The sequence below is a fragment of the Pseudomonas sp. HB05 genome (assembly GCF_016756915.1).
Lineage (GTDB): Bacteria > Pseudomonadota > Gammaproteobacteria > Pseudomonadales > Pseudomonadaceae > Aquipseudomonas > Aquipseudomonas alvandae.
In genome coordinates, this window is sequence record NZ_JAESPG010000024.1 from 32,538 (window position 1) to 53,497 (window position 20,960).

Annotated in this window: 22 protein-coding genes and 1 pseudogene; 5 read left to right on the top strand and 18 right to left on the bottom strand. The window is 62.5% G+C overall.

Going from position 1 to position 20,960, the window contains the following annotated elements:
* Positions 1–17: 17 nt before the first annotated feature.
* From JMN22_RS20410 to JMN22_RS20435, 6 genes are all read right to left on the bottom strand, one after another.
* Entirely contained in the window at positions 18–461 is a 444-nt protein-coding gene (locus JMN22_RS20410) for an HIT family protein (protein ID WP_030138753.1), read from the bottom strand.
* On the bottom strand, positions 458–844 hold the full coding sequence (locus JMN22_RS20415; protein ID WP_198797329.1) for a response regulator: 387 nt from the start codon (positions 842–844) through the stop codon (positions 458–460). Before JMN22_RS20415 ends, JMN22_RS20410 begins: the two co-directional genes overlap by 4 nt.
* Positions 841–3,024 carry a PAS domain-containing sensor histidine kinase gene (locus JMN22_RS20420; protein ID WP_198797328.1) on the bottom strand — a complete coding sequence of 728 codons (2,184 nt, stop codon included), beginning with the start codon at positions 3,022–3,024 and terminating at the stop codon, positions 841–843. The genes JMN22_RS20415 and JMN22_RS20420 overlap by 4 nt, the downstream gene beginning before the upstream one ends.
* 187 nt (positions 3,025–3,211) lie before the next feature.
* Complete coding sequence (locus JMN22_RS20425) at positions 3,212–4,042, bottom strand: amidohydrolase family protein (protein WP_198797327.1); 831 nt, start codon at positions 4,040–4,042, stop codon at positions 3,212–3,214.
* Positions 4,043–4,072: 30 nt separating this feature from the next.
* Positions 4,073–5,362: an MFS transporter gene (locus JMN22_RS20430; RefSeq protein WP_198797326.1), complete on the bottom strand. Its 1,290-nt coding sequence runs from the start codon at positions 5,360–5,362 to the stop codon at positions 4,073–4,075.
* 134 nt (positions 5,363–5,496) lie between these two features.
* On the bottom strand, positions 5,497–6,228 hold the full coding sequence (locus JMN22_RS20435; protein ID WP_198797325.1) for a GntR family transcriptional regulator: 732 nt from the start codon (positions 6,226–6,228) through the stop codon (positions 5,497–5,499).
* Positions 6,229–6,512: 284 nt separating this feature from the next.
* Here JMN22_RS20435 and JMN22_RS20440 point away from each other — a divergent pair.
* Positions 6,513–6,632, top strand: a pseudogene (locus tag JMN22_RS20440) (Crp/Fnr family transcriptional regulator); the annotation flags it as partial.
* A 123-nt stretch (positions 6,633–6,755) separates the two neighbouring features.
* On the opposite strand, the gene JMN22_RS20445 reads toward JMN22_RS20440, so the two are convergent.
* A complete protein-coding gene (locus JMN22_RS20445) occupies positions 6,756–7,646 on the bottom strand; it encodes a universal stress protein (protein ID WP_030138747.1) in 891 nt (296 codons plus the stop codon).
* An 83-nt stretch (positions 7,647–7,729) separates the two neighbouring features.
* Positions 7,730–8,623 (bottom strand): universal stress protein, encoded by an 894-nt coding sequence (locus JMN22_RS20450; protein WP_198797324.1) that lies wholly within the window; start codon positions 8,621–8,623, stop codon positions 7,730–7,732.
* Between the two features lie 218 nt (positions 8,624–8,841).
* Between JMN22_RS20450 and JMN22_RS20455 the strand changes: the two genes are divergently transcribed.
* Positions 8,842–9,405: a GNAT family N-acetyltransferase gene (locus JMN22_RS20455; RefSeq protein ID WP_198797323.1), complete on the top strand. Its 564-nt coding sequence runs from the start codon at positions 8,842–8,844 to the stop codon at positions 9,403–9,405.
* 176 nt (positions 9,406–9,581) lie between these two features.
* Here the strand turns inward: JMN22_RS20455 and JMN22_RS20460 are convergent, their stop codons facing one another.
* Together JMN22_RS20460 and JMN22_RS26680 are read right to left on the bottom strand one after the other, a co-directional pair.
* Complete coding sequence (locus JMN22_RS20460; protein WP_198797322.1) at positions 9,582–10,832, bottom strand: MgtC/SapB family protein; 1,251 nt, start codon at positions 10,830–10,832, stop codon at positions 9,582–9,584.
* 370 nt (positions 10,833–11,202) lie between these two features.
* The gene (locus JMN22_RS26680; protein WP_272929150.1) at positions 11,203–11,328 is read right to left on the bottom strand and encodes a hypothetical protein; all 126 of its coding nucleotides are present in this window, start codon (positions 11,326–11,328) and stop codon (positions 11,203–11,205) included.
* Between JMN22_RS26680 and JMN22_RS20465 the strand changes: the two genes are divergently transcribed.
* The 3 genes from JMN22_RS20465 (at position 11,321) to JMN22_RS20475 (ending at position 13,346) form a co-directional block, all read left to right on the top strand.
* Positions 11,321–12,244, top strand: a complete 924-nt coding sequence (locus JMN22_RS20465) for a universal stress protein (protein ID WP_198797321.1) — start codon at positions 11,321–11,323, stop codon at positions 12,242–12,244. The genes JMN22_RS26680 and JMN22_RS20465 overlap by 8 nt on opposite strands.
* Before the next feature lie 239 nt (positions 12,245–12,483).
* Positions 12,484–12,918 carry a YeeE/YedE family protein gene (locus JMN22_RS20470; protein ID WP_198797320.1) on the top strand — a complete coding sequence of 145 codons (435 nt, stop codon included), beginning with the start codon at positions 12,484–12,486 and terminating at the stop codon, positions 12,916–12,918.
* A 2-nt stretch (positions 12,919–12,920) separates the two neighbouring features.
* Positions 12,921–13,346, top strand: a complete 426-nt coding sequence (locus JMN22_RS20475; RefSeq protein WP_198797319.1) for a DUF6691 family protein — start codon at positions 12,921–12,923, stop codon at positions 13,344–13,346.
* Between the two features lie 23 nt (positions 13,347–13,369).
* On the opposite strand, the gene JMN22_RS20480 is transcribed toward JMN22_RS20475, so the two are convergent.
* The 8 genes from JMN22_RS20480 to arsJ all read right to left on the bottom strand — a co-directional run bounded on the left by JMN22_RS20480 (position 13,370) and on the right by arsJ (position 20,957).
* Positions 13,370–14,737 carry a sensor histidine kinase gene (locus JMN22_RS20480; RefSeq protein WP_030138740.1) on the bottom strand — a complete coding sequence of 456 codons (1,368 nt, stop codon included), beginning with the start codon at positions 14,735–14,737 and terminating at the stop codon, positions 13,370–13,372.
* Positions 14,734–15,396, bottom strand: a complete 663-nt coding sequence (locus tag JMN22_RS20485) for a response regulator (RefSeq protein WP_030138739.1) — start codon at positions 15,394–15,396, stop codon at positions 14,734–14,736. The genes JMN22_RS20480 and JMN22_RS20485 overlap by 4 nt, the downstream gene beginning before the upstream one ends.
* Before the next feature lie 13 nt (positions 15,397–15,409).
* Positions 15,410–16,054, bottom strand: coding sequence for a tetratricopeptide repeat protein (locus tag JMN22_RS20490; protein ID WP_198797318.1), 645 nt, complete (start codon positions 16,052–16,054; stop codon positions 15,410–15,412).
* On the bottom strand, positions 16,051–16,860 hold the full coding sequence (locus JMN22_RS20495) for an SDR family oxidoreductase (RefSeq protein WP_198797317.1): 810 nt from the start codon (positions 16,858–16,860) through the stop codon (positions 16,051–16,053). The genes JMN22_RS20490 and JMN22_RS20495 overlap by 4 nt, the downstream gene beginning before the upstream one ends.
* Positions 16,847–17,521 (bottom strand): TenA family transcriptional regulator, encoded by a 675-nt coding sequence (locus JMN22_RS20500; RefSeq protein ID WP_198797316.1) that lies wholly within the window; start codon positions 17,519–17,521, stop codon positions 16,847–16,849. The genes JMN22_RS20495 and JMN22_RS20500 overlap by 14 nt, the downstream gene beginning before the upstream one ends.
* A gap of 2 nt (positions 17,522–17,523) precedes the next feature.
* Positions 17,524–18,999, bottom strand: a complete 1,476-nt coding sequence (locus JMN22_RS20505; RefSeq protein WP_198797315.1) for an AMP-binding protein — start codon at positions 18,997–18,999, stop codon at positions 17,524–17,526.
* Positions 18,989–19,666, bottom strand: coding sequence for a thermostable hemolysin (locus JMN22_RS20510; RefSeq protein ID WP_198797314.1), 678 nt, complete (start codon positions 19,664–19,666; stop codon positions 18,989–18,991). The genes JMN22_RS20505 and JMN22_RS20510 overlap by 11 nt, the downstream gene beginning before the upstream one ends.
* A 70-nt stretch (positions 19,667–19,736) precedes the next feature.
* Complete coding sequence (arsJ, locus tag JMN22_RS20515; protein ID WP_198797313.1) at positions 19,737–20,957, bottom strand: organoarsenical effux MFS transporter ArsJ; 1,221 nt, start codon at positions 20,955–20,957, stop codon at positions 19,737–19,739.
* Positions 20,958–20,960: the final 3 nt, after the last annotated feature.

Sequence of the window (20,960 nt, forward strand, 5' to 3'; positions counted from 1 at the left end):
AGACAAGCGCTACGGCCTCAGCCCGCCGAACGAACACGCTCCACCAACCGCGCCTGCAACGCCTCAAGCTCCTGCGGATCGGCCTTCCCCTGCCCGTGGGCGCCAGGCGCCTCGCCTTCCCAGCGCGGAATGATGTGCACATGGATGTGATAGACCGTCTGCCCGGCCGGTGCGCCGTTGAACTGAGCGATCTGCACACCGTCCGGCTGCAATTCGTCAACGATGACGCGGGTCAGGCGCTGCACGGCTGACATCAACGTGCCGAGAACCGCGGGTTCCACTTCGAGGATGTTGCGAGCCTGGGATGCCTTGGGAATCACCAGCACATGGCCGCGCGACTGAGGGAAAATATCCAGGAAGGCCAATACATCGGCGTCCTCGTAAATCTTGTAGGCGGGTGCTTCACCGCGAAGAATCATCGCAAAGATATTCTGCGAATCGTATTGGCCGTTCAAACTCATGGTTGCTCCTTGGACCGTGCTTGTTTGTTTAATGTCAGCGCTATCTTCAGCTGTAATTCGCTTTCTGAAAACGGCTTGTGCAAAACCGGACTTTGCGCAAACTCCTCGGGCAGGCCGCTCGCGCCGTATCCGGTGCTGAACAGGAACGGAACCCCACGCCCACGCAGGATTTCAGCCACCGGGAAGACCCGTTCCCCGGCGAGATTGACGTCCAGGATCGCCAGGTCGACTTGCGCCGTACCCGCCTTCTCCCGTGCCAGGGCGAGCCGTGGCACGGACGCCACCACTGTGCATCCCAGGTCCTCAAGCATTTCCTCGATCAACATCGCGACCGTGCCTTCGTCCTCCACGAGCAGGACCCTGATACCCGCAAAAAGGGTCATGCCGAATGCTCAGTGACCATGAACGAGAAGCGACAGAGAACGCCCTCTGGGGCATAGGTCAGCACGAATATCCCACCCAGGTCGCGCTCGATGCAGCGCTTCATCAAACGCGATCCCAGCCCTTCGCGTTCCGGCGGTGACACCGGGGGCCCGCCCTGCTCACGCCAATCCAAGGTCAACAAGTTTCCGTTCGATTGCGCTTGGACGTTCCAATTCACTGAAAGCCTGCCTGTCTCGACGGACATCGCGCCGTACTTGAGGGCGTTGATTGCCAGTTCGTTGAGGGTCATCGTGAGGCTGAGCGCTACGCGGGTATCGACATCGACGGCATCGCCTTCGATCGTGACACGGCCGGGCTCGGCGCCGAATATCGGCAGCAGTACTTCCTGGGCCAGCGACGCCAGGGGCGTCTGTCCCCAATGCCGCCTCGTCAGGAGATCGTGGGCGCGCGACAAGGCGAGCAGGCGTGCCTCGAAGCGGTTGTAGCCCTCCTTGGCGCTTTCCGCGTTGCGTGAGGTTTGGGCCGCCAGGGATTGCACGGTGGCCAGGGTGTTCTTGACCCGATGGTTGAGCTCGTCGATCAGGGTTTTCTGCCGGTCTTCGGCCTGCTTGCGCTCGGTGATGTCCACCAACATGTTGATCGCGCCCACCAGGTTGCCCTCGGCATCGTGCAGCGGCGTCGGGTATGGTGTGAACGGCACGCGACTGCCGTCGGGACGCTCCGCGATGGCCTCGACCCCGCGTATCGGTCGGTTTTCCTTCAGGGCGACGGCCATCGGGCATTGGTCGTGGGGCAGGAAGCTTCCGTCGGTGTTGAACAATTTCCAGGTCACGCACCACAGGTCGCCCAATTGAGGCGTGCGCCCCGACAACTCGATAGCCGCCCGGTTGAAAAAAGTGATGCGTCCTTGGGCGTCGGTGGTGTAGACCGCCGCCGGCAATGCCTCGAGCAGATTGCGCATGTGCCGTTCGCTTTCACGGACCTGGTTTTCCATCCGCCGCGCCAGCGTGACGTCCTGGAGTACCCGCACGCCATAGCGGAATCCGCCATGCGTATCCCGCACGGAGGAGCTGTGGATGTCCAGGTAGACAGTCTCGCCATCAGGCTTGAAGGCGCGCTTGCGCAGCACATAGTGGTCCAGCTCGCCCGCCACCTGGCGCGCATACAAGGCCGCGTCCTGGTCGTGGCTGTCGGTGTGGGTGTAGTCCAGGAACGTCATGTCCAGCAGTTCTTCGCGGGAGCGACCGAGCATGTTGCAGAGGGCGTCATTCACGCGCAGCAGTCGGCCGTCCGCCCCCGCCTCGGCGATGCCAATCGTTGCCGCTTCGTACGTCGCGGACAACCGATCATCGCTCTCCTGGCGCGCCGCCTCGGCCAGGTGGACACAGGTCATGTCAACCGTGAAGCAGCGCGTATTGAACAGCTTGCCGTCCTCGAACCGGCCATTGGAGGTGATGGTGACGTACTTGATCGAACCGTCCTTGGCCTTCAATCGCGCGGGATAACTTTCCAGGCACTCGCCACTGCTCAATTTGCCCAGGATGTCGCCAATCACCGGCTCATCGACATGAAAATCAGCGATGGGCCGGCCAATGTATTCGTCCGCCGAATACCCCAGCAGGGCCAATTCGGCCTTGTTGGCACGCAGGATGATGCCGTCGCCACTGACGATGTGCAGGCCGACGGCGCTGTTTTCGAAGAAGTCTTCCAGGTCGGCATTCTTGCGCCGCAGCTCTTGCTCCAGGGCGTGGTGCGCCGAGACGTCCTGGAAACAGTTGATTGCCCCTTGAATGATTCCATGACCATCTTTCAAGGCGCGGATGTTGACCAGTGCCACGATCCGCGTTCCGTCCGGACGCTCGATGAGCACTTCCTGGTTACGCGTCGCCGCGCCGTCTTCAAGCGCCGAGGCCATCGGGCAATCTTCGAACGCCAGCGGCGTACCGTCGGGCAGGTAGAGACGATAGGAACCGCAAAACCGGTCGCCGCCCTCACCCACTATTGGCGTGCGTCCCCACAGGGTTGCTGCCTCGCTGTTGTAGCGGACCAGCCAACCCTGGCGGTCGCAGAGATACACCGCGCCGGGAATCGCATCGAGCGCGTTGGCCCCCATTGACACGAGACTTTCGTACTCGCTCGGCGTGCGCGTCTCCAGGGGAAACGCTTCAATATTCGACATTACTGATCCTCAATCCGCCTGGCTGGATGCCTGCTACACAGCGCTTGCGGTCAAAATCCGAGGCGCGATCCCGGCCCGGATAAATCCTTTCATACGCCGGCGCGGATTTTTTCATGCAGCTGCAATGGATTCTAGATCCCTATCCAACCCGCGAGTTCAGGAAAATTCGACGGCACCTCCGCTGACATCAGAACCCGAACAATGCACGCGGTGTTTCGACCATCAGCGCACGCATGAGCGGACCCGCACACTCCAACGCCCGCAACTGTTGCATCACGGTATCGAAGCCGACGCTGGCCTCATGTTGTGTATGGGGCCAGTCACTGCCCCATACCAGACGCTGGCGGCCGAAATTCTGCTCAAGCAAGGCCAGTGCGGCGCGGGCAAATTCCAGGTTCCGCCGGTCCGTCCCCGCCAGCCGATAGATGCCCGAGACCTTCACCCATACGTGTCCGCCGAGCCCCAGCGCCAACAACTCGGCAAAACCCGGTTGGTCGATGCCCAGACGCGCATCCGGGCGACCGAAATGGTCGATGACCACCTGCACGCCAAACGGGATCAACTGACGAATCAAGCTTGGCAGCTCCGCCACCGGGGCATGCAATTCCACATGCCAGCCCAATGTCGCGAGATGGCCAAGCAATTCCTTCCAGGCGGCTTCGCGAAAATCGGGCAAGGCCTTGCCCATCAGGTTCAAGCGAACGCCGACCACCCCCAGCCGGGCCATGTGCTCCAGCGTAGCGCGGCCGATACCCGGCCCCACCACCACAACCCCGCGCAACTGCTCCGGCGCTTGTCGTAGGGCGGCCAGCAGGTAGCGGTTATCCGTGCCGAGAAAGCTCGGCTGCACCAACACGCCGTGGCTGAGGCCGTGGGTTTGCAAATGACCCAGGTATTGCCCGAGCGTGGCGTCGTAGTCCGGTGTGTAGCGCCGCACCGCCGCCCACTCCAGCTCCCGGCTGAACACATGAGCGTGGCAATCGATGCCGGTAACCGGCGTCTTGGTGAGATCAACCATGAGTCTTCATCTAGCGTAAATAAGAAATAATCAGGCCCGGGCGCGCTCGCCGCCGGGTGCCAGGTCGGACGCCGCAGGCGCAGTGGCTTCCAGGCTCCGGCCTCGGGTTTCCGGCAGGCACAGCGCCGCAAGCACCGCCACGCCGTAGGCAATGCCGGCGTCGATGCCAATGGCCGAGCCCAGGGACATCGAGTCGCTCATGTGGCCGACCAGGAACGGGAACACCGCCGACAGCACCCGGCCGAAGTTGTAGCAGAAACCGACGCCGGCACCGCGTACGTCCGCCGGGTACAGCTCATTGAAGAACGCCCCGAGACTCGCCGGGATGCCCGCCGCGAAGAAGCCCAGCGGAAAGCCCAGGAAGAGCATCTGGGTATTGCTCAGCGGCATGAACACGTAGCACTGCACGGTGATCACGCAGCACAACGCGAAGAGCAGGATGTTCTTGCGTCGGCCTATGCGATCGATCAACAAGCCACTGACCACGCAACCGCACCAGAAGGCAAAGATGATCACCGCCAGGTAGCCGCCCGAGTTAAGCACCGACAGATTGCGCTCGGTCTTGAGGAAGGTCGGCAGCCAAGTCATCACCGCGTGATAGCCACCGTGGGCGCCCAGCCCGAGCAATCCACCGAACAACGTGACGCGAATCAACTCGGGACGAAAGATGCCGGCCAGGGACTTGAAGAAACTCTGCGGGATGGCCTGTTCCTTTTGCAGGCGCTGGAAGCTGTCCGGCTCTTCGACGTTGCGGCGCACCCAGATGATCAGGAACGACGGCAGCAGGCCGACGATGAACATCACCCGCCAAGCCATGTCCTGCGGGACGAACGAATAGATCAGCGTGAAGACCCCGACCGCCAGTCCCCAGCCCACCGCCCAGGCACTCTGGACCGTGCCCATGACCTTGCCGCGGTATTTTGGATTGATGGTCTCGGCCATCAACACCGCGCCGGCGGCCCACTCGCCACCGATGCCGAAGCCCTGCAAGGCCTTGACGATCAACAACGAGTGGAAACCGGTGACGAACGCCGACAGGAACGTGAAGAAGGAAAACCACAAGATCATCCATTGCAGCGTGCGCACCCGACCGTAACGATCGGACAACGTGCCGCCGACCCAACCGCCCAGGGCCGAAGTGACCAGCGTGACGCCGCTGATCAATCCGGCATCGCCCTTGGACAAGGCGAACGCGGCAATCAGCGCCGGTATCGCCAGGCCGAACATCTGGACTTCCAGCGCGTCGAGCGACCATCCGCCGAAACACGCCCAAAACGTTTTACGCTCCCGCGAAGTGATTTGGCGATACCAACTGAACATGATTTTTATCCTTATAAATGGAACGAAAGGCAGCCGAGCGCGAACCGTGCCGCTGCAAGGCCAGTCAGGAACAACAAAATGACAAGGGCAGCGGCAACCGACTGGTCGCCGCAGGATCCGCTAGCCCGCCAAGGTCAGCGGATCTCGACGCTGTAGCGGAAATGCTCGGCATGCCCGCGTGAGCGGCGCCACTCCAGCGGGTTGCCGGCGTAGTCCCGCGCCAGGCGCTCGATCACTACCACCGGGCTGTTCACCGGGACCTGCAACAAACGGGCGTACACCTCGTTGACCGACTCGGCGGTGAGCGTTTCCTGCGCGTAGGCCACGACCTGCCCGCAGGTTTCTTCATAGATGGGATAGAGCAGCGGGCCTTTCTGGTTCAGGTCGATCTCCAGGAGCGCCTGGAACCGACTGCGCGGCAGCCAGATCTCCTCGGCCAACACCGGCTCCACCTCCAGCAGACGCAGCCGGACAATGCGGATCACCGGCGCGTCCACCGGCAATCCCAGTACCTGAGCCACCGCCGAAGGCGCGGCCACAGGTTCTACCGACAAGATCCGGCTCTCCGGAACCCGGCGTTCACCGGAGGCGGATTGAAAACGGAAGAAACGGAACAGTGACGATTGGAACTGCGGCCGGCGAATGAAGGTACCGCGCCCTTGCTGGCGCTCCAGGATGCCCTCGGCGACCAACGCATCGATCGCCTTGCGCACCGTCCCGGTGGACAGCCCGTATTCGGCTGAAAGCGCCGCCTCAGTAGGAATCGCCTCTCCCGGGCGCCAGCGATTATTGGCGATCTGCTCGGCCAACTGGTCGCGCAAACGTTGATAGAGCGGCAGGCGGGTATCGCTGGGCAGTGGGTTCATAAGATTTTGGCCTTCTTATATAGTCATCTATATGAATATTGGCGGCGAGTATTTGCCTCGCTTCGACGATTGTCAAGAATGTGGGGGTGGCTGAGGTGATAAACGGCGCTGTCGCGACGCTTGCGCCAATGTCGCGGCCAAGGGCGGCTGGAGAATAGCCACCCCAGGTGCCCCATCCTGGATAGCTGCGCTGTGGCTGTCGACAATGGGTGTCGCCTGAATTGAGAAAAACAAGCACGGCTGCGTTGCTCTTCTATGCTTGCCCCAACCAAAGGAGCTTCGCCATGGCCGAGATCGAACCGCGACTTCTACAGGTGCAGGCCCTCAAGGCCGCTTGCTCGAACTGCAGCGTGCTTGAACTGTGCCTGCCTATTGGCCTGACCGGCGGTGAGGTCGAACGCCTCGCGTGACCTGCGATTTACCTCACCTTCAGCCCACCCCAAGGCATGCGGCCAGCGCGGCAAGGCGCTCGCTCAGATCTCCACGGTGTCGCGGTACCTCGTATCGTTTGCACCAGGGCCGTTTCTTCAGACCGCCAGGACACTGCACTGCGCCTGGTACAGGATGTGTTCTGTCGTGCTGCCCAACAGCCCAAACGAATCTTTGTGCTGGGATCTGCCCATGACAATCACATCAACGTCATGCTCCAAGGCAAACTCGCTGAGCGCCGACACCGGGTGCCCCAGTAGAAAGTGCCGGCGTTCGGCAGGCACGCCGAACAGGTTGGCCAGTTCGAGTAAGGTTTTCTCCAGTCTTCGCCGCAATTCCTTGCTGAGCTGCGACAGCGCCAGGCCGCCGCCGCCCACATCGCTCAGGTAGACCGAGGACACCTCAGCGGCGTAAACCAGATGCAACTCGGCGTCACATTGCAGCGCCAAGCCCAGAGCCTGGCGAATGACCCGGTCGTTGAGCCCGCTGTTCTGTGCAAACGCACTGGAGGGGTCTACCGCCGCGACCACCTTGCGCGGCAAGGCGTGACCGGCTGCGCCGACCATGTACAACGCAATGGGGCACTCGCGTAGCAGATGCCAATCCAGCGGCGTGAAGAACGCGCGCTTGAGCAGGGATTCATGCTGGACCTGCTTGATCAGCAAGTCCGGCTGGAAACGTACGACATGTTCCAGAACCTGCTCGCGCATGTCGTCCACCCATGCCATCTCCGTGGTGACACCCAGGCCTCGACGGCGCATTTTGTCCGCCTCTCCCTCCAGCCAATCACTTTGGTCCTGGAAATATTGCTGCCGCGCAGTTTCACGATGCCCCTCCTCAAGCAAAGACAAGATATCCAGCGAAGGAATCAATGCAGTGATGTGCAGGTGTGCCTCGCTGGCTGCCGCCAGGGCGGCGGCGTGATGAAGCGCGGCGGAGTGTCGTTGCGCCGGGTTGAGGATCAACAACAAGCGTTGGTACTGGCTCATGATGAAATCTCCAGGTCCGGACTCGAACGCCACATATTGGCGCTCGATGCCGGGATTAGGGAACGACCGCCATGGCCTGGGGTTTATCCCCTGACCGCCAAAAGACTGCCCGGCAATGCATAGAGCGCCCGCTCCGTGGTGCTGCCAATCAACCGCTCCAGGCCGACGCGGTGCGCGGTTCCCATCACCATCACGTCAGCCTCGATCTCGTCGACGAACTCATGGATAACTGGCACAGGCAGGCCAAGGATGAAATGTCGACGCTCGGCCGGCACGCCACAGCGCTCGGCCAGGTTGATAAACGCCATGTGCAATGACTCACGCAAATCATCGGCAAACTCGTCATCCCAGGCGCCAGCCAACAACGCGGTATCGCCATTGACTGCAGGCGACAGGTCGCAGGCATACAACAGATGCAACGCGGCGTCACATTGTCCGGCCAGCATGGTGGCGGTTTGCACGATTCGTTCGTTCAAGGCACTGGCATGAGGATCCGAGGGATCAACCGCGGCCACCACCCGACGTGGCAAGCCATGCTCCGCCTGGTTGACCAGCAGCACCGGTACCGTGCATTCGCGCAGCAGATGACAATCGAGCGGTGTGATGAAGACACGCTTGAGCAATGGTTCAAAGGTCACGTCCTTGATCAACAGGTCGGGTTTGAACTGCTCGACATGGCGAAGAATGTCGAGCAGCGGGTGCGTGGTCCAGACCACCTCGGTATCCACTTGCAACCCCTCCTCCCTGAGCATTGTCGCTTCCTCCACCATCCAGCGCCGATAACGATGCAAATATCCCTGGATGGTCACCTCGTCGTTTTTTGCGCCCCACAGATGTGTGCGAGGCGGCGGTTGGACAAACACGCACAGGCGCAACACCGCCCCGCTGGCACGGGCCAGGGCGCAGGCCCTGCGCATGGCTGCGGAGGGATGCAAATCGGGCTCGACGATCAATAGCAGACGCTGGTACTGGCCCATCGCACACCTCCACCGGTTTGTTCAATTCATCTGCGACTCCCTTTGCAGCGTGCGCCCGGCGATGCCCCCTGCAGTTTGATCTGAATCAACTACAGCGCAATCAACGGGCGGCTACGCAGGGACTGATCCAGATCAGAATCGATTGCCGCCAAAGGCGTAGAACAGAGATGAATGCGTAGGTTTGCCGAACCGTACGCTCATACCCGATGGAGGCCTCCATGCTCACAGTCAAGGACCACAACGAACGCGCCGCCGCGCTGTATGCCAGCATCAGTGGCAAGCACTGGATCCAGGCGCTGAAAGACGGCCGGCACGTGCTGATCAGGCCGCTGCGGGAAGAGGATCGCCAGCGCGAATATGACTTCATCAAGCGCCTCTCGCCCGAGTCGCGGCACATGCGTTTCCTATCACAAATCAACGAGCCCGGAGCAGCCCTGCTCGATCATTTGATGGATGTCGACTGCAAGACGCGACTGGCCTACGTTGCCTTAGTCCATGACAATGGCCAATTGATCGAAATCGGCGTCAGTCGCTACTGCGCCACCTCTGAACATGAATGCGAGTGCGCCGTGACCGTTGCCGATCACTGGCAGCATTTAGGATTGGGGACATTGTTGATGGAGCATCTGATCGCCGCAGCTCGAAAAAATGGCTATCGCCAGATGTATTCCATCGATGCCGCCAGCAACGCCCCCATGCGGGACCTGGCCCACAGCCTGGGGTTCGAAACCCGCAGCGACCCCGACGACACTCGACAGGTCATCCATCGTCTTTATATTTAGCCGCGACATTGCGCGGGTGCCGCATCGCGGTCCCGCGCAAGGGTTTACCGCCACGCCTGCGGCTTGATCGCCCAGCCGCTGTAAGACGCCCGCTGCGGAGTGAAGAAGACCCGTTTCATCGCCGGCTCCGGCTACGCATCCTCGATGATCAACGCCAGCGGCCATTCGGTCATCATTCAGCGTGGCAGGTTCGGCAGTAGTAGCCCCGCCCAGATCGCCAGCGTCATCAATACCTGGCCAGGAATCACATACCCGGCAAACCGCCTTCCACCGCTGAGCCAGGCAACCAGGCATTTGCTCACGGAGTTGCTGCTCATTGCCATCAAGAGCGGCATGGCGGCGTCATCGAAGGGCAATAGCCCGGACTTGGCCAGGGAAGCCATGGAAGCCGCAGACGCATGGGCGTCGGCCAACCCACTGAAAGTGGCAGTCACGATCATGCCAACCCGCCCGAATTCGTCGAGCATTGCCGACGACAGAACGGTGAGTGAGGTCATCGCCACGACCACCGTCAACGCCAGTTTCAGGCTGAAGGCCCCGCCGTGCTGGATCGCCTCCTCGACCCGCACCCTGGGTCGAGCAAACAACAGCGCGCCGGCATAGACCGACACCGTCAGCAACCCGCACAGCAGCGGCCAACCTATCCAACGCAGCAAGCCAGGTTCCACCGCTCCAACGATTAACGCGATTTGCGCAAGGGTCGCCACGTTGGCCAACAGGGCGGCCGCGCTCAGCATTTTCACATTGGCCGGTTCCTTCGCGGCGAGGTGCCCCATGGCCGCGACGGTCATCGTCGCGGAGGCAAACCCCGACGCAATGGCGCCTAGAGCGTAGCCATAGCGAGTGCCAAGGGTGCGAACCGCAACGTGCCCCAGGCCGCCCACCGCCATCAACATGACCGTCAGGGAGCACAGGGTGCGAAGGTTGATGGCGTTGTAAGGCCCCAGGTAACGATCCGGGGCAAGCGGCAATATGACCAAAGCGGCGATCAACAGCATCAGGCCATCGCGCAACTCAACAGCGGTCAATTGGCTGCGAGCAAAGTGATGCAGCACTTGGCGGCTGGCCAGCAGCCCCGACATCACTACGCCTATCGCGGTGGCCAAGGCCGGAGCGCTGACGCACAGGGCGCCCAACACCAACACCGCAAACAACGCCACCTCGCTGGTGATGCCAGGATCCTTGTCGAGGTTTTTCCAATACGCCAGGGTGACCAGTGCGCCCAACGCCAGCGCGACGAACCCCAATAATAAAGGGCCACCGGCCCGGATCGTGGCGTACCCCAATAGCGAGGTAATCGCAAACGTGCGCAGGCCGGCAGAATCGCGCCTGTCCCCTTCCCCCTTGCGCCGCTCCCGCTCAAGGCCCACCAACAGGCCGATTCCCAGCGCCGCGCCGGCGTTGACAAAGCCCAGGGCTTCGGTCATGGCCGTGGTGCTACGGCGACACGTGAGCAGGCGTTCGCAGGGGCGCCGCTTGCACTATATGTGCGCCATTCATGCGCGTGACCATGCCTTGTGGCCAGACATGGGGGGCGTCGATTCGAGCCTGCAACGTCCTGGTAAACAACAGCGCGTCATCAACGTTCTTGAAGCCCACGCACCAGTCATCCAAATGCACCAGGCAGCGCGTTCCTGGCTGCTGCTCTTCGAGCCGAATAATCATGACCAACCTCTCATCACGGGTGAGCTTGGATTTGAGGAACAAGCATCAGCCTGCGCCCGATTGAACCGGGCGGATTGACCATGATCAATGTTTCGCTGTGGCGCATTCGACATCGAGGTCGATCCGGCGCTTTCAAGAGTGTTTGACGCAAGTCAAGTTACCAAGGCTCAGCGCGCCCATGATCGATACCAAGTCAATGCCCGCGCGGACGTCGTACCGCGCCGGCAGGTCCTTGCCCAGGAGGTATGTCATGTCCATGCAATCTCGCTTGATGCTGGTGGTTTCGCCACTGATGGAACACAACCCCGCGTTTGACCGGGCCGCCGCCCTTGCCCAGGCCGAAGGCGCCGCGTTGCACATCGTTGCTTTTGATTATCTGGAAGGCCTGGCCACGGCCGGGCTGGTGAATGAGCAGGCGCTGGAACAGATGCGCCTGGGCTACATCGAGCGCCATCGCGACTGGCTGGAAGAGAAAGCCAGGCCCTTGCGCAAGCTCGGCATTCAGGTCACGACTGAAGTGACGTGGGTCGAGCGTCCCCTGCAGGAAATCCTGGTGCACCTAAAGGAAACGCCGATGGAGGCGCTGATCAAGACGGTGGATCCCGAATCCTGGTTCTCGCGCCTGATGTTCACGCCGCTGGACGTGCACTTGTTGCGCGAGTGCAACGTGCCATTGCACTTCGTCAACAAAGTGGCCCACGCGCGCCCGCGCAAGATCCTCGCGGCCATCGACCCGTTCCATCGCGACGGCCGCTACCAAGGCCTCAATGACCGGATCCTGGGTGAAGCCAACAAACTGGCGGCGAGCTGCGATGCGGAACTGGAAGTCATCTACGCCTACGATCTTTCCTCCATCACTGCCTCCGAATACGGCTTTGGCAGCGGCTCGACCTTCTTCTCATCCACGCTGGCCCGACAGCTCTACGAGTCCCAGGGCGAGGCATTCGACGCCTTGGCTGAACGCAACGGCATCGCCCCGGAACAACGACGCATGATCATGGGCGATCCGGCAAGGGTGCTCGCCAGCTACGCCGGAGCCCATGACATCGACGTCATCGTCATGGGACGCGTGCGCCATAGCGGCCTGGACAAACTGATCGGCAGCACCGTGGAAAGCCTGCTGTACAAGATGCCGTGCAGCCTGTGGTTGATTGCGCCGCAGCAGACTGATTGAGAGCGCCACGAAGGTCGGCGGAGCAACGGTTCCGACCGCCTGGGAACGCCGCCGATAAGCCGCAGGCCCGATAGCCACCATTTCCTGCCCCAGCAAGGACAATGAGCCATGAACGCGTCCCGATGCGCCGCCCTCGCCCCTGACCGCCGTGCTTTTCCCCTCGCTGAGCATTTGCCGCTTGCTTTACGGGCCGGCCATCAGGCAGCTTGCAAACGATTAGTGGTTGCCGGAGGACGGTGATGGATCTTGATTGGCTCAACTTCACGCCATGGTCATCCCTGGCCGGCGGTATGTTGATCGGCCTGGCTGCCAGCCTGTTCGTGGTCGCCAACGGCCGGATCGCCGGCATCAGCGGCCTGCTCGGCAGCCTTCTGCAGCGTGGCGGCGAGGGGCTTGGGGAAAAGGCCCTGTTTCTGCTGGGCTTGCTCGTCGCGCCGCTGTTGTGGGGGATGTTTGCGACGTTGCCGCCGATCGAATTCCAGAGTGGAGGGTTCGGCCTCGCTGTCGCGGGCCTGTTGGTGGGTGTCGGTACCCGTTACGGTTCGGGCTGTACCAGCGGCCACGGCGTCTGCGGCCTGTCACGCCTTTCACCGCGCTCGTTGGTTGCCACGGCGTGTTTCATGCTCAGCGGTTTTGCGACTGTGTTTGTCCTGCGTCACCTGATGGGATTTTGAACATGCGCAAACTGACGGCATTCATCGCCGGCCTGCTCTTCGGCCTCGGCCTGCTCCTGGCGGGCATGGCCAACCCGAAAAAAGTGTTGGGTTTCCTGGACCTTGCCGGCACCTGGGATCCATCCCTGGCGCTGGTGATGATCGGCGCGATTGGCACCGCCATTGCCCCGCTGGCATGGGCGCGCCAACGCACTCATTCCGTGCTGGGCAACCCGATGCAACTACCGGCCAAGCGTGAATTGGACCGGCGGCTGATTGGCGGGAGCCTGGTGTTCGGCATCGGCTGGGGCATCGCCGGTATCTGTCCTGGCCCTGCTGTCGCCATTCTGCTGACCGGGCATTGGCAAATCCTGGTGTTCATGGGGGCGATGCTGGCCGGGATGCTGGTGTTCAACGCGCTGGAAAATCGCCAGGGCCAACGGACCTGAATCGCAGATAGGCTGCCTCGCGCTCAACAGCGACCTATCTCCAGCGTCGCGGACAACCCGCCTTCAGGGCGATTTTCCAAACGGACCTGACCGCCCAGGCGATCGGCGATCGTGCGCACGATGGTCAGGCCCAACCCCGCGCCCTGGTCATTGCCACGGCTGTAGAACCGTTCGAAGAGCCGTTCACGTTCGGCCTCGTCGATGCCCGGCCCTTGATCTTCAACGGACAGCTCGTAGTGGTCGCCCTTCTTGACCAATCGCACGGTAATCGTGCCGTTCGCGGGCGAAAAATTCGCGGCGTTGGTCACCAGGTTGTTCAAGGCGATATCGATGGCCACCGGATCGATACGAACAGGACCGACGTTATCGCTGACGTCCAGCACCGGCTCGAGCCCCTTGCTCAATAACCACGGCGTCATCTGCACCAGGCTCTCACGCACCGCGGCCGGCAGATCGATGGGAACCGCCGCATCGGCAGTCGCCTGCGGTTCAAGCCGCGCCATGGTGAGCAGTTGGTTGACCAGGCGCGTGGTGCGATCGACACCGGCGACCAGATGTTCCAAGGACTCGCGACGGCTTTGCTCGCTCCCCGCCTCCATCAGGTTCTGCGCATGCACGCGAAGCACGGCCAAGGGCGTGCGCATCTCATGGGCAGCATCGGCGATGAAACGCCGCTCACGACCCATGACCTCCTGGATCTGCGCCAACACCCGATTGAGTGCCGCTTGCATGGGTTCAAGCTCCGTCGGCAGTGGCATCAACTGCAAAGGTTCCAGGGAGCCCGGATGCCGGGCGCGCAGCTTGGCCGCCATGTCCACCAACGGCTTGAGGCCCCAGCCGATCGCCAGCCAGATCACCGCGGCCAGAATCACGCTGCCGATCAGGTTGGGCACAACCGTGTGACGTACGATCCGATCGACCAGGTCGGCACGCACGTCGTCGCGTTCACCGACCCAGATCTTCAAGCCGTATTGCGCGTCGTCGAGGACGAATGCCCGCCACCGGCGGTTCTTCTGGTCCACGACCTCGCTGAAACCGGGGGCACCCGGAGGTGAGGTGAACGACGGTGCGCTGGAGGTATGGACCAGCACCGAACCCTGGGCATTCCAGACCTGGAAAGCGATCTTGCTTTCGTAGGGATGCCCATCGACCCTGGGCGCCGCCTGTCCCAGGGCTGAATTGAACGCCTGGTACAACTGCGCGTGTTCCTGGCTCGCCATCGGCATGCGCATGACGCCTTGCAGCAGCCGGGCGTTCTGCGCCAACTGGGCATCGTAGACCTCGGCGATTTCATGATTGCTGTCATGCAGGTTGAAGACAGTGATGATCAATAGCCCAAGGAACAACAGGCCGAGAATCAGCGTGAGGGTACGCCGCCGGATCGAGCTCATCGGCGCTCCTCCACCAGATAACCGACACCCCGGAGGGTGCGGATCAAGTCGGTGGAGAATTTCTTGCGCAGGTGATGGATGTGCACTTCCAGGGTGTTGCTTTCGGCTTCCTCGCTCCAGCCGTAGAGCAGTTGCATCAGATGGTCACGGGTCATGACCCGGCCCGGCGGCGAGAGCAGCTCATGGAGCAGTTGATATTCCTTGGGCGTCAGCGCCACCGGTTTGCCTTGGTAACTGACTTGCTGGGTCACCGGGTTGAGGCTGATGCCGGCATGCTCGATCAACGCCTGGGCGCGTCCGGCACTGCGGCGCAACAAGGCCCTGAGCCGGGCCTTGAGTTCCGCCAGGTCGAAAGGCTTGACCAGGTAATCGTCGGCGCCGGCATCCAGCCCGGCGATGCGGTCTTCGGTGGCGTCGCGCGCCGTGAGGATCAGCACCGGCAGGTTGGAGCCGCTGTCGCGCAAGCGCCGCAGCACTTGCAGCCCGTCCATCCGCGGCAGGCCGAGATCAAGTACCGCCAGGTCAAAGGCTTCGCTGAGCAGTGAATGCAATGCGCTGCCGCCGTCCTGCACCCAATCGACGGTATAGCCCTCACGTACCAGCGCCTGGCGGATGCCTTCGCCCAACGCCACGTCGTCTTCGATCAGTAATAAACGCAACGCACGCTCCCCGTCAGTTCAGCCGCTTGTCCACATCCACCAGTAAAGCGTCGATTTCCTTGCGGCGCCCGGCATCGGCTGTTTCCCGGCCTGGCCTCGGCGCGGCCTGCAAGGCTTTTTCAAGCGCCACCTTGGCTTCGCTGTAGCGCTTCTGACGGTAGAGGTGATCGCCCCAGAAGTACAGGCTGTCGATGCCGTTGGGGTTGAGTTGCAAAGCCTGCTTGAGCATTTGCTCGGCCTTGTCCGAATCACCGAAGCCCAGGGGCCAGCCCGGTACTCGGTCGTAAAGTGCGCCGAGGCTGGTATAAGCCGAACCTTGCAGTGCCTTGGGATCGAGGGCCAAGGCTTTTTCCAGGTCGCCCTTGGCGTCCTTGACCTTGCCAAGGGCACCGATGCCACCCTTGGCGCCGGCCCAACTGCTGTTGACGATGCCAGACCAGATCCACGCCTCGGCCATGGATTGGCGTTGCTGTGTGAATGCCGACGCCTGGGTGGCGAGTTGTTCGAACGCTTCGGCGCGCTGACCTTCGGGCAACTCGTATTGGATGTGCGCCCAGCGCTGCTGGATGTCACTGAGGCGTTGCTGGTCAGCCGCTTCCAGCGCCCAGACGCTTTGGCTCAAGGCGCCGATCAACAGGCAAGCGAGGATTTTTTTCATGGCTTGAGGTGCTCGTTCTCGGGTTTGTGGCTGAGGCGGCGAACCAGCGGCAGTTGCTTGCGCAGGCCGCGGTCCACCAGGTTGGGCAGCAGGCTGTTGAGGCCGACGAAGAAGCGTTCGGGCCAGCCCAGATAGAGCTCGCGACGGTCGCCGATAATCGCGTGGATCACCGCTGACGCGACGGTCTGCGGGTCGTCGACGTTGGCCTTGAGCGCACGGTTGAGCGCGTCGGCCGCCGGGCTGTTCATTGAGGTGCGGGTGGCCCGTGGCGCCACGTAGAGCACGCCGACGCGGGTATCGGCCAACTCCCGGCGCAAGGCTTCGGAAAACCCGCGCAAGGCAAACTTGCTGGCGCAATAACTGGCATAGCCGGGATAACCGATGGAGCCGTAGGTCGAGCCGACGTTGACGACCATGGCGCTGGCCGCTTGTTTGAGCAGCGGGAGCAGCAGCTTGGTCAGGCAGATCGGCGCGCTGATGTTCACCGCCAGCATGGCAGTGATCTCACTGTCGTCGAGTTGTTCGAGCATGGCGAAGTGATTCACGCCAGCGGCGTTGATCAACAGGTTGATGCCGCCGATGGCTTCGGCGGCGGCCAGCACCTTGCGTCGATCGGCCAGGAAGGTCAGGTCGGCGCCGATCCAGCACAAGTGCCGGGGATAGCGCTCGATCAGCGGCAGCAAGGCTTCGTTGTGCCTGGCCACGGCCAACACCCGCGCACCGCTGGCGCACAGGGCAGTGGCGATCGCCAGGCCGATCCCGCCACTGGCCCCGGTCAGCACCACACGGGCATCACACAGGCGCATGTTCAGACTCCCCATGGTGAGGCAGGCCCCGGAACATGTCGGTGTACAAGCGGTACACCACTTTGGAAGCGTGGATCACCGCCGCCTGGTCCGCCGGATCGTCCAGCCTGTTCATCAAGCCGCGGTAGGTCTGCATGTGCTCGATGTCCAGCGAACCGTGGGAGCTGAGGTAGCTGAACGCCGTCGCGGGCAGTTCCAGGCGCTGGCGGATGCTGTCGGCGGCATGGGTCGCCAGGGCAATGCTGGTGCCTTCGAGCACGTTGACCATGCCGAACAGGCCAACCGGGTTGCCTCGGGCGATCAGGTCATAGAGGTAGCTGACCATCAATTCGATGGGCAGCGACGGCTGGCCGTTGCGCACCGCGTCCTTGTCGCCACCGCACGCGGCGATGTCATCCAGCACCCATTGCTCGTGGCCGTATTCTTCCTCGATGTACTCGCAGACAGCCTTGCGCAGCCATTCCAGGTGCGTGGGCAGGCGCGCTCCGCACGCCATCATCAATGGCACGGTGTGACGGACATGGTAATAAGCCTGGATCAGGAAGCTGCGGTAGCTCCCCAGGCTGACCTGGCCCGCCAGGGCGTCACGGATGATCGGCAGATTGAACAGTGTCTGGCGTTCCTGGCGGGTGGCTTCTTGCAGGGTGTCGAAAAAACTCATGATCAGGATTCCTCGGACTGAACGGGGTCGGTGAGCAGCGCTCGGTACTGCTCGACAATGGCCTCGCGGCGCGGACGGCCGTTGGCGGTGAGCAGGCCATTGGCGGCGCTGAAAGGTTGGTCCAGGCGCGTCCAGCGATGGACCCGGGCGTAATCGGGCAGCGTGTCATTGGCCTTGGCCACAGCCAGCGCAAGCGCCTGGTCGGAGCAGTCGGCACGGTTGGGCCAGAGCAGCGCATGGTTGTGGGGCATGGCTTCGCCATAAACGAAGGCCTGGGCGATGTCGCCGCCCTGGGTGAGTTCGGCTTCAACCCATTCGGGATTGACGTTGCGCCCGAAACTGGTGACGAACTGATGCTTCTTGCGGCCGCGCAGGTAAAGAAACCCGTCCTCGTCGAATTCGCCCAGGTCGCCGCTGGGCCACCACTGGCTGGTGCGCGACGGCTCACCCAAGTAACCGAGCAGGGTCGAACCCTTGATCAGGACTTCGCCGTCCTCGGCCAGGCGCACCTGCACATGGGGCAACGGCTGGCCGACGCTGCCGGCGCGATGGGCCTGTGGTCGATTCAGGCACACCACCGAGGCGCATTCCGACAATCCATAACCTTCATAGACCGGCAAGCCGAGGCGCTGGGCCCTTTGCAGCAGATCGTGGGACACCCGCGCACCGCCCACGGCGGCAAACCGCAGCACATGAGGGTTGAACATCTTCTGCTCGGCAGCCGTGACCAGCAGCAATAACAATTGCGGGACGAGGATCAGGCTCTGCGCACGCCGTTCCGCCAGGCAACTCAACAGCCGCGCCGGCTCGACCCCGCTGGCACCCTGGATGCCGAGTGTCTTCTGGCTCGGCAGGCTCACCATTGCACCGGCATACAACGCCGCGTAACAGCCGAGGTTTTCCAGCAGGATGGCCAGGGGCAGCAACGCCAAGTGATGCCTGGCCTCGACCGGTTGGCTGGCCTGCTCCAGTTCCCGGGCCACGCGCAACAAATTTTCGGCGCTCAGGCACACTCCTTTCGGCGTACCGGTGGTGCCGGAGGTGAACGTCAACTTGGCGGTGCCCGCCGGCATGCGACCTGGGCCGTCGAACGTCCGGCGCCAGAATTCGCCGCTGTGCCGGTAGCCGGCAGCGCGCAACTCGACATCGAACCCGGGCTCGGCGAGCACCCGTTCAGCCTGGCTCTGCTCCAGGCAGTGACGCCGCTGCGCCTGGCTGAAAAACCCGGGCAGGATCACGCAGGTCAGCCCTTCGAACAGCGCCGCAAGGTCCCAGAGGATCGCTTCGATGCCATTGTCCAGGGCGAGGGCGACGACCTGGGCGTTTTCCTCGCGCAGACGTTGCTGGCGGTAGACCACTTCAGCGTAAAGCGTCGCGTAATCGAGCTGCGAACCATCGCCCCACAACGCGATCGCATGCCCCCGCCGCTGCGCATGGCCGCGCAACGTGTTCTTGAAGCGCTCCATTTCAGGCGACATGGCAGGTTTCCCCAAGATGGGTTGGCAGTCCCAGGCGATTGAACAGGCCGGTGTTGCGCAGATGGATGAAGCCGGCGCGGATGTTGCCGACATGGACCCACGGTTGGCTGTCGTAGTAGCGGCCCCAGAGGTGACGTTCCTCGCCGAGGCGCTGCGGATCGGCCGAACATAAGGTCACGGGCTTGAGGCCGAGGCGATGGAAGCTATTGACCAGGCCGATGTTGCCGGTGAACGCGACCCACTCCAGGCCGCCCATGGCCAGCAGATAAGTGATCGCGATGATGCTCAACCGAGCGCTGCCGGTGTCGCTGGCGGCCAGGTTGCCCACCTCGACGATGCCGGCACGGTCCACCGGGCGGTCGGCCGCGGCGCTGATCAAGGGTTCGATGGGCTCGTCCAGATAGCGCTCCAGGAACAGCGCCCCTTGCGCGGCGCGGCGTACGCCCGCCACGGCACAGAGCGCTCCACTGGGGTCATCGAGCCCGAACAGCTCCGGCATGAAGTGCCGAATGTCGGCGCCATGGACCTGGCGGAAACGCTGCTGGATAAAAGTTTCGAATTCGCCGCGCCGAGGGTGTGCCGGCAGGCCCCTGTGCAAATGGCGGAGCCCTTGGCCGGCGTCGCCGAAGGCCAGTGGCAAGTGGATGTTCCAATCGAAATCGGGCATGAGCCGACGTTCTCCCCAAGGCTGATGGGGAGGAGTATCGAGCCCGTTTCTTAACGGAGTCTGAAGGGCATCAAGGATTGACCGTCGTGGGCTGCCCATGCCGAGGCAATGCGAGGGAAACCAGGGCGGCCACCACCACGAATGCACTCGACAGCCACAGGCACGCCCCCAATCCGTGCGCCTGGTACACCCAGCCGGACAGCACCGTCCCGGCCAACCGACCGAGGGCGTTGGACATGTAGTAGAAACCCACGTCCAGCGACACACCGTCTTCCTTGGCATACGCCACGATCAAATAGCTGTGCAGCGACGAATTCACCGCGAACAGCGCACCAAAGACCATGAGCCCGCCCAACAGCACCGCTTGATGAGACAGCCCCAGCGCAATGATTGCCGGGAGACCCGCCAGCGCAAGCGCCCAGAGGCAAGCGGCGCGTCCATCCGGCACTTGCCCGCGCTTCTTTCCAGTGAGGTTCGGCGCCAGGGACTGCACGATGCCGTAGCCGATGACCCAGGTGGCGAGAAAACCGCCGACTGTCCAGAAATCCCAGCCAAAGACACTGCTCAGGTAAACCGGCAAGGCCACCACGAACCACACGTCCCGGGCGCCGAACAGGAACATCCGCGCCGCTGACAGCACGTTGATCGCCCGACTTTTGGAAAGGATGTCGCGAAACTTCGGCTTGGCTTTCGCCCTGCCCAAGTCTTTCTTCAGCAGGATCAGGCTACCGGCCCAGATCAGCGCCAGCACTGCCGCCATCGCCAGCAACGCACCTTGGAAACCGAGCACGGCGAGCAGCACCCCGCCGAGGAAGAAACCAACGCCCTTGAGCGCGTTCTTCGAGCCGGTGAGGATCGCGATCCATCGATAAAGCGTGCCCTGCTGCCCATCCGGCACCAACAGCTTGATCGAGCTCTTGGCGCTCATCTTGTTCAGATCCTTGGCGATGCCGGACAATGCCTGGGCGCTCATCACCCAGGCGATGGTCAGGAGCGCGGAAGGCACCGTCAGCATCAGCAGCGCTGCAACCTGCAGGCCCAAACCGATGTTCATCGTCCGGTTCAGGCCCAGTCGTGCGCCCAGGTAGCCGCCCAGCAGGTTGGTGATCACGCCAAAGAACTCGTAGAACAGGAACAGCGCGGCAATCTGCAAAGGGCTGTAGCCCAACGCGTGGAAGTGCAGCACGACCAGCATGCGCAGGGCGCCGTCGGTCAAGGTGAACGCCCAGTAATTGCCCGTGACGAGCAAGTACTGCCGCACTTCTGGCGCAAGGGCCGACAAGACTTTCATCGC

Excerpts from the sequence above, each read along its gene's own strand:
- JMN22_RS20410 (WP_030138753.1), bottom strand. The coding sequence starts at position 461 with ATGAGTTTGAACGGCCAATACGATTCGCAGAATATCTTTGCGATGATT.
- JMN22_RS20415 (WP_198797329.1), bottom strand. The coding sequence starts at position 844 with ATGACCCTTTTTGCGGGTATCAGGGTCCTGCTCGTGGAGGACGAAGGC.
- JMN22_RS20420 (WP_198797328.1), bottom strand. The coding sequence starts at position 3,024 with ATGTCGAATATTGAAGCGTTTCCCCTGGAGACGCGCACGCCGAGCGAG.
- JMN22_RS20425 (WP_198797327.1), bottom strand. The coding sequence starts at position 4,042 with ATGGTTGATCTCACCAAGACGCCGGTTACCGGCATCGATTGCCACGCT.
- JMN22_RS20430 (WP_198797326.1), bottom strand. The coding sequence starts at position 5,362 with ATGTTCAGTTGGTATCGCCAAATCACTTCGCGGGAGCGTAAAACGTTT.
- JMN22_RS20435 (WP_198797325.1), bottom strand. The coding sequence starts at position 6,228 with ATGAACCCACTGCCCAGCGATACCCGCCTGCCGCTCTATCAACGTTTG.
- JMN22_RS20445 (WP_030138747.1), bottom strand. The coding sequence starts at position 7,646 with ATGAGCCAGTACCAACGCTTGTTGTTGATCCTCAACCCGGCGCAACGA.
- JMN22_RS20450 (WP_198797324.1), bottom strand. The coding sequence starts at position 8,623 with ATGGGCCAGTACCAGCGTCTGCTATTGATCGTCGAGCCCGATTTGCAT.
- JMN22_RS20455 (WP_198797323.1), top strand. The coding sequence starts at position 8,842 with ATGCTCACAGTCAAGGACCACAACGAACGCGCCGCCGCGCTGTATGCC.
- JMN22_RS20460 (WP_198797322.1), bottom strand. The coding sequence starts at position 10,832 with ATGACCGAAGCCCTGGGCTTTGTCAACGCCGGCGCGGCGCTGGGAATC.
- JMN22_RS20465 (WP_198797321.1), top strand. The coding sequence starts at position 11,321 with ATGTCCATGCAATCTCGCTTGATGCTGGTGGTTTCGCCACTGATGGAA.
- JMN22_RS26680 (WP_272929150.1), bottom strand. The coding sequence starts at position 11,328 with ATGGACATGACATACCTCCTGGGCAAGGACCTGCCGGCGCGGTACGAC.
- JMN22_RS20470 (WP_198797320.1), top strand. The coding sequence starts at position 12,484 with ATGGATCTTGATTGGCTCAACTTCACGCCATGGTCATCCCTGGCCGGC.
- JMN22_RS20475 (WP_198797319.1), top strand. The coding sequence starts at position 12,921 with ATGCGCAAACTGACGGCATTCATCGCCGGCCTGCTCTTCGGCCTCGGC.
- JMN22_RS20480 (WP_030138740.1), bottom strand. The coding sequence starts at position 14,737 with ATGAGCTCGATCCGGCGGCGTACCCTCACGCTGATTCTCGGCCTGTTG.
- JMN22_RS20490 (WP_198797318.1), bottom strand. The coding sequence starts at position 16,054 with ATGAAAAAAATCCTCGCTTGCCTGTTGATCGGCGCCTTGAGCCAAAGC.
- JMN22_RS20495 (WP_198797317.1), bottom strand. The coding sequence starts at position 16,860 with ATGCGCCTGTGTGATGCCCGTGTGGTGCTGACCGGGGCCAGTGGCGGG.
- JMN22_RS20500 (WP_198797316.1), bottom strand. The coding sequence starts at position 17,521 with ATGAGTTTTTTCGACACCCTGCAAGAAGCCACCCGCCAGGAACGCCAG.
- JMN22_RS20505 (WP_198797315.1), bottom strand. The coding sequence starts at position 18,999 with ATGTCGCCTGAAATGGAGCGCTTCAAGAACACGTTGCGCGGCCATGCG.
- JMN22_RS20510 (WP_198797314.1), bottom strand. The coding sequence starts at position 19,666 with ATGCCCGATTTCGATTGGAACATCCACTTGCCACTGGCCTTCGGCGAC.
- arsJ (WP_198797313.1), bottom strand. The coding sequence starts at position 20,957 with ATGAAAGTCTTGTCGGCCCTTGCGCCAGAAGTGCGGCAGTACTTGCTC.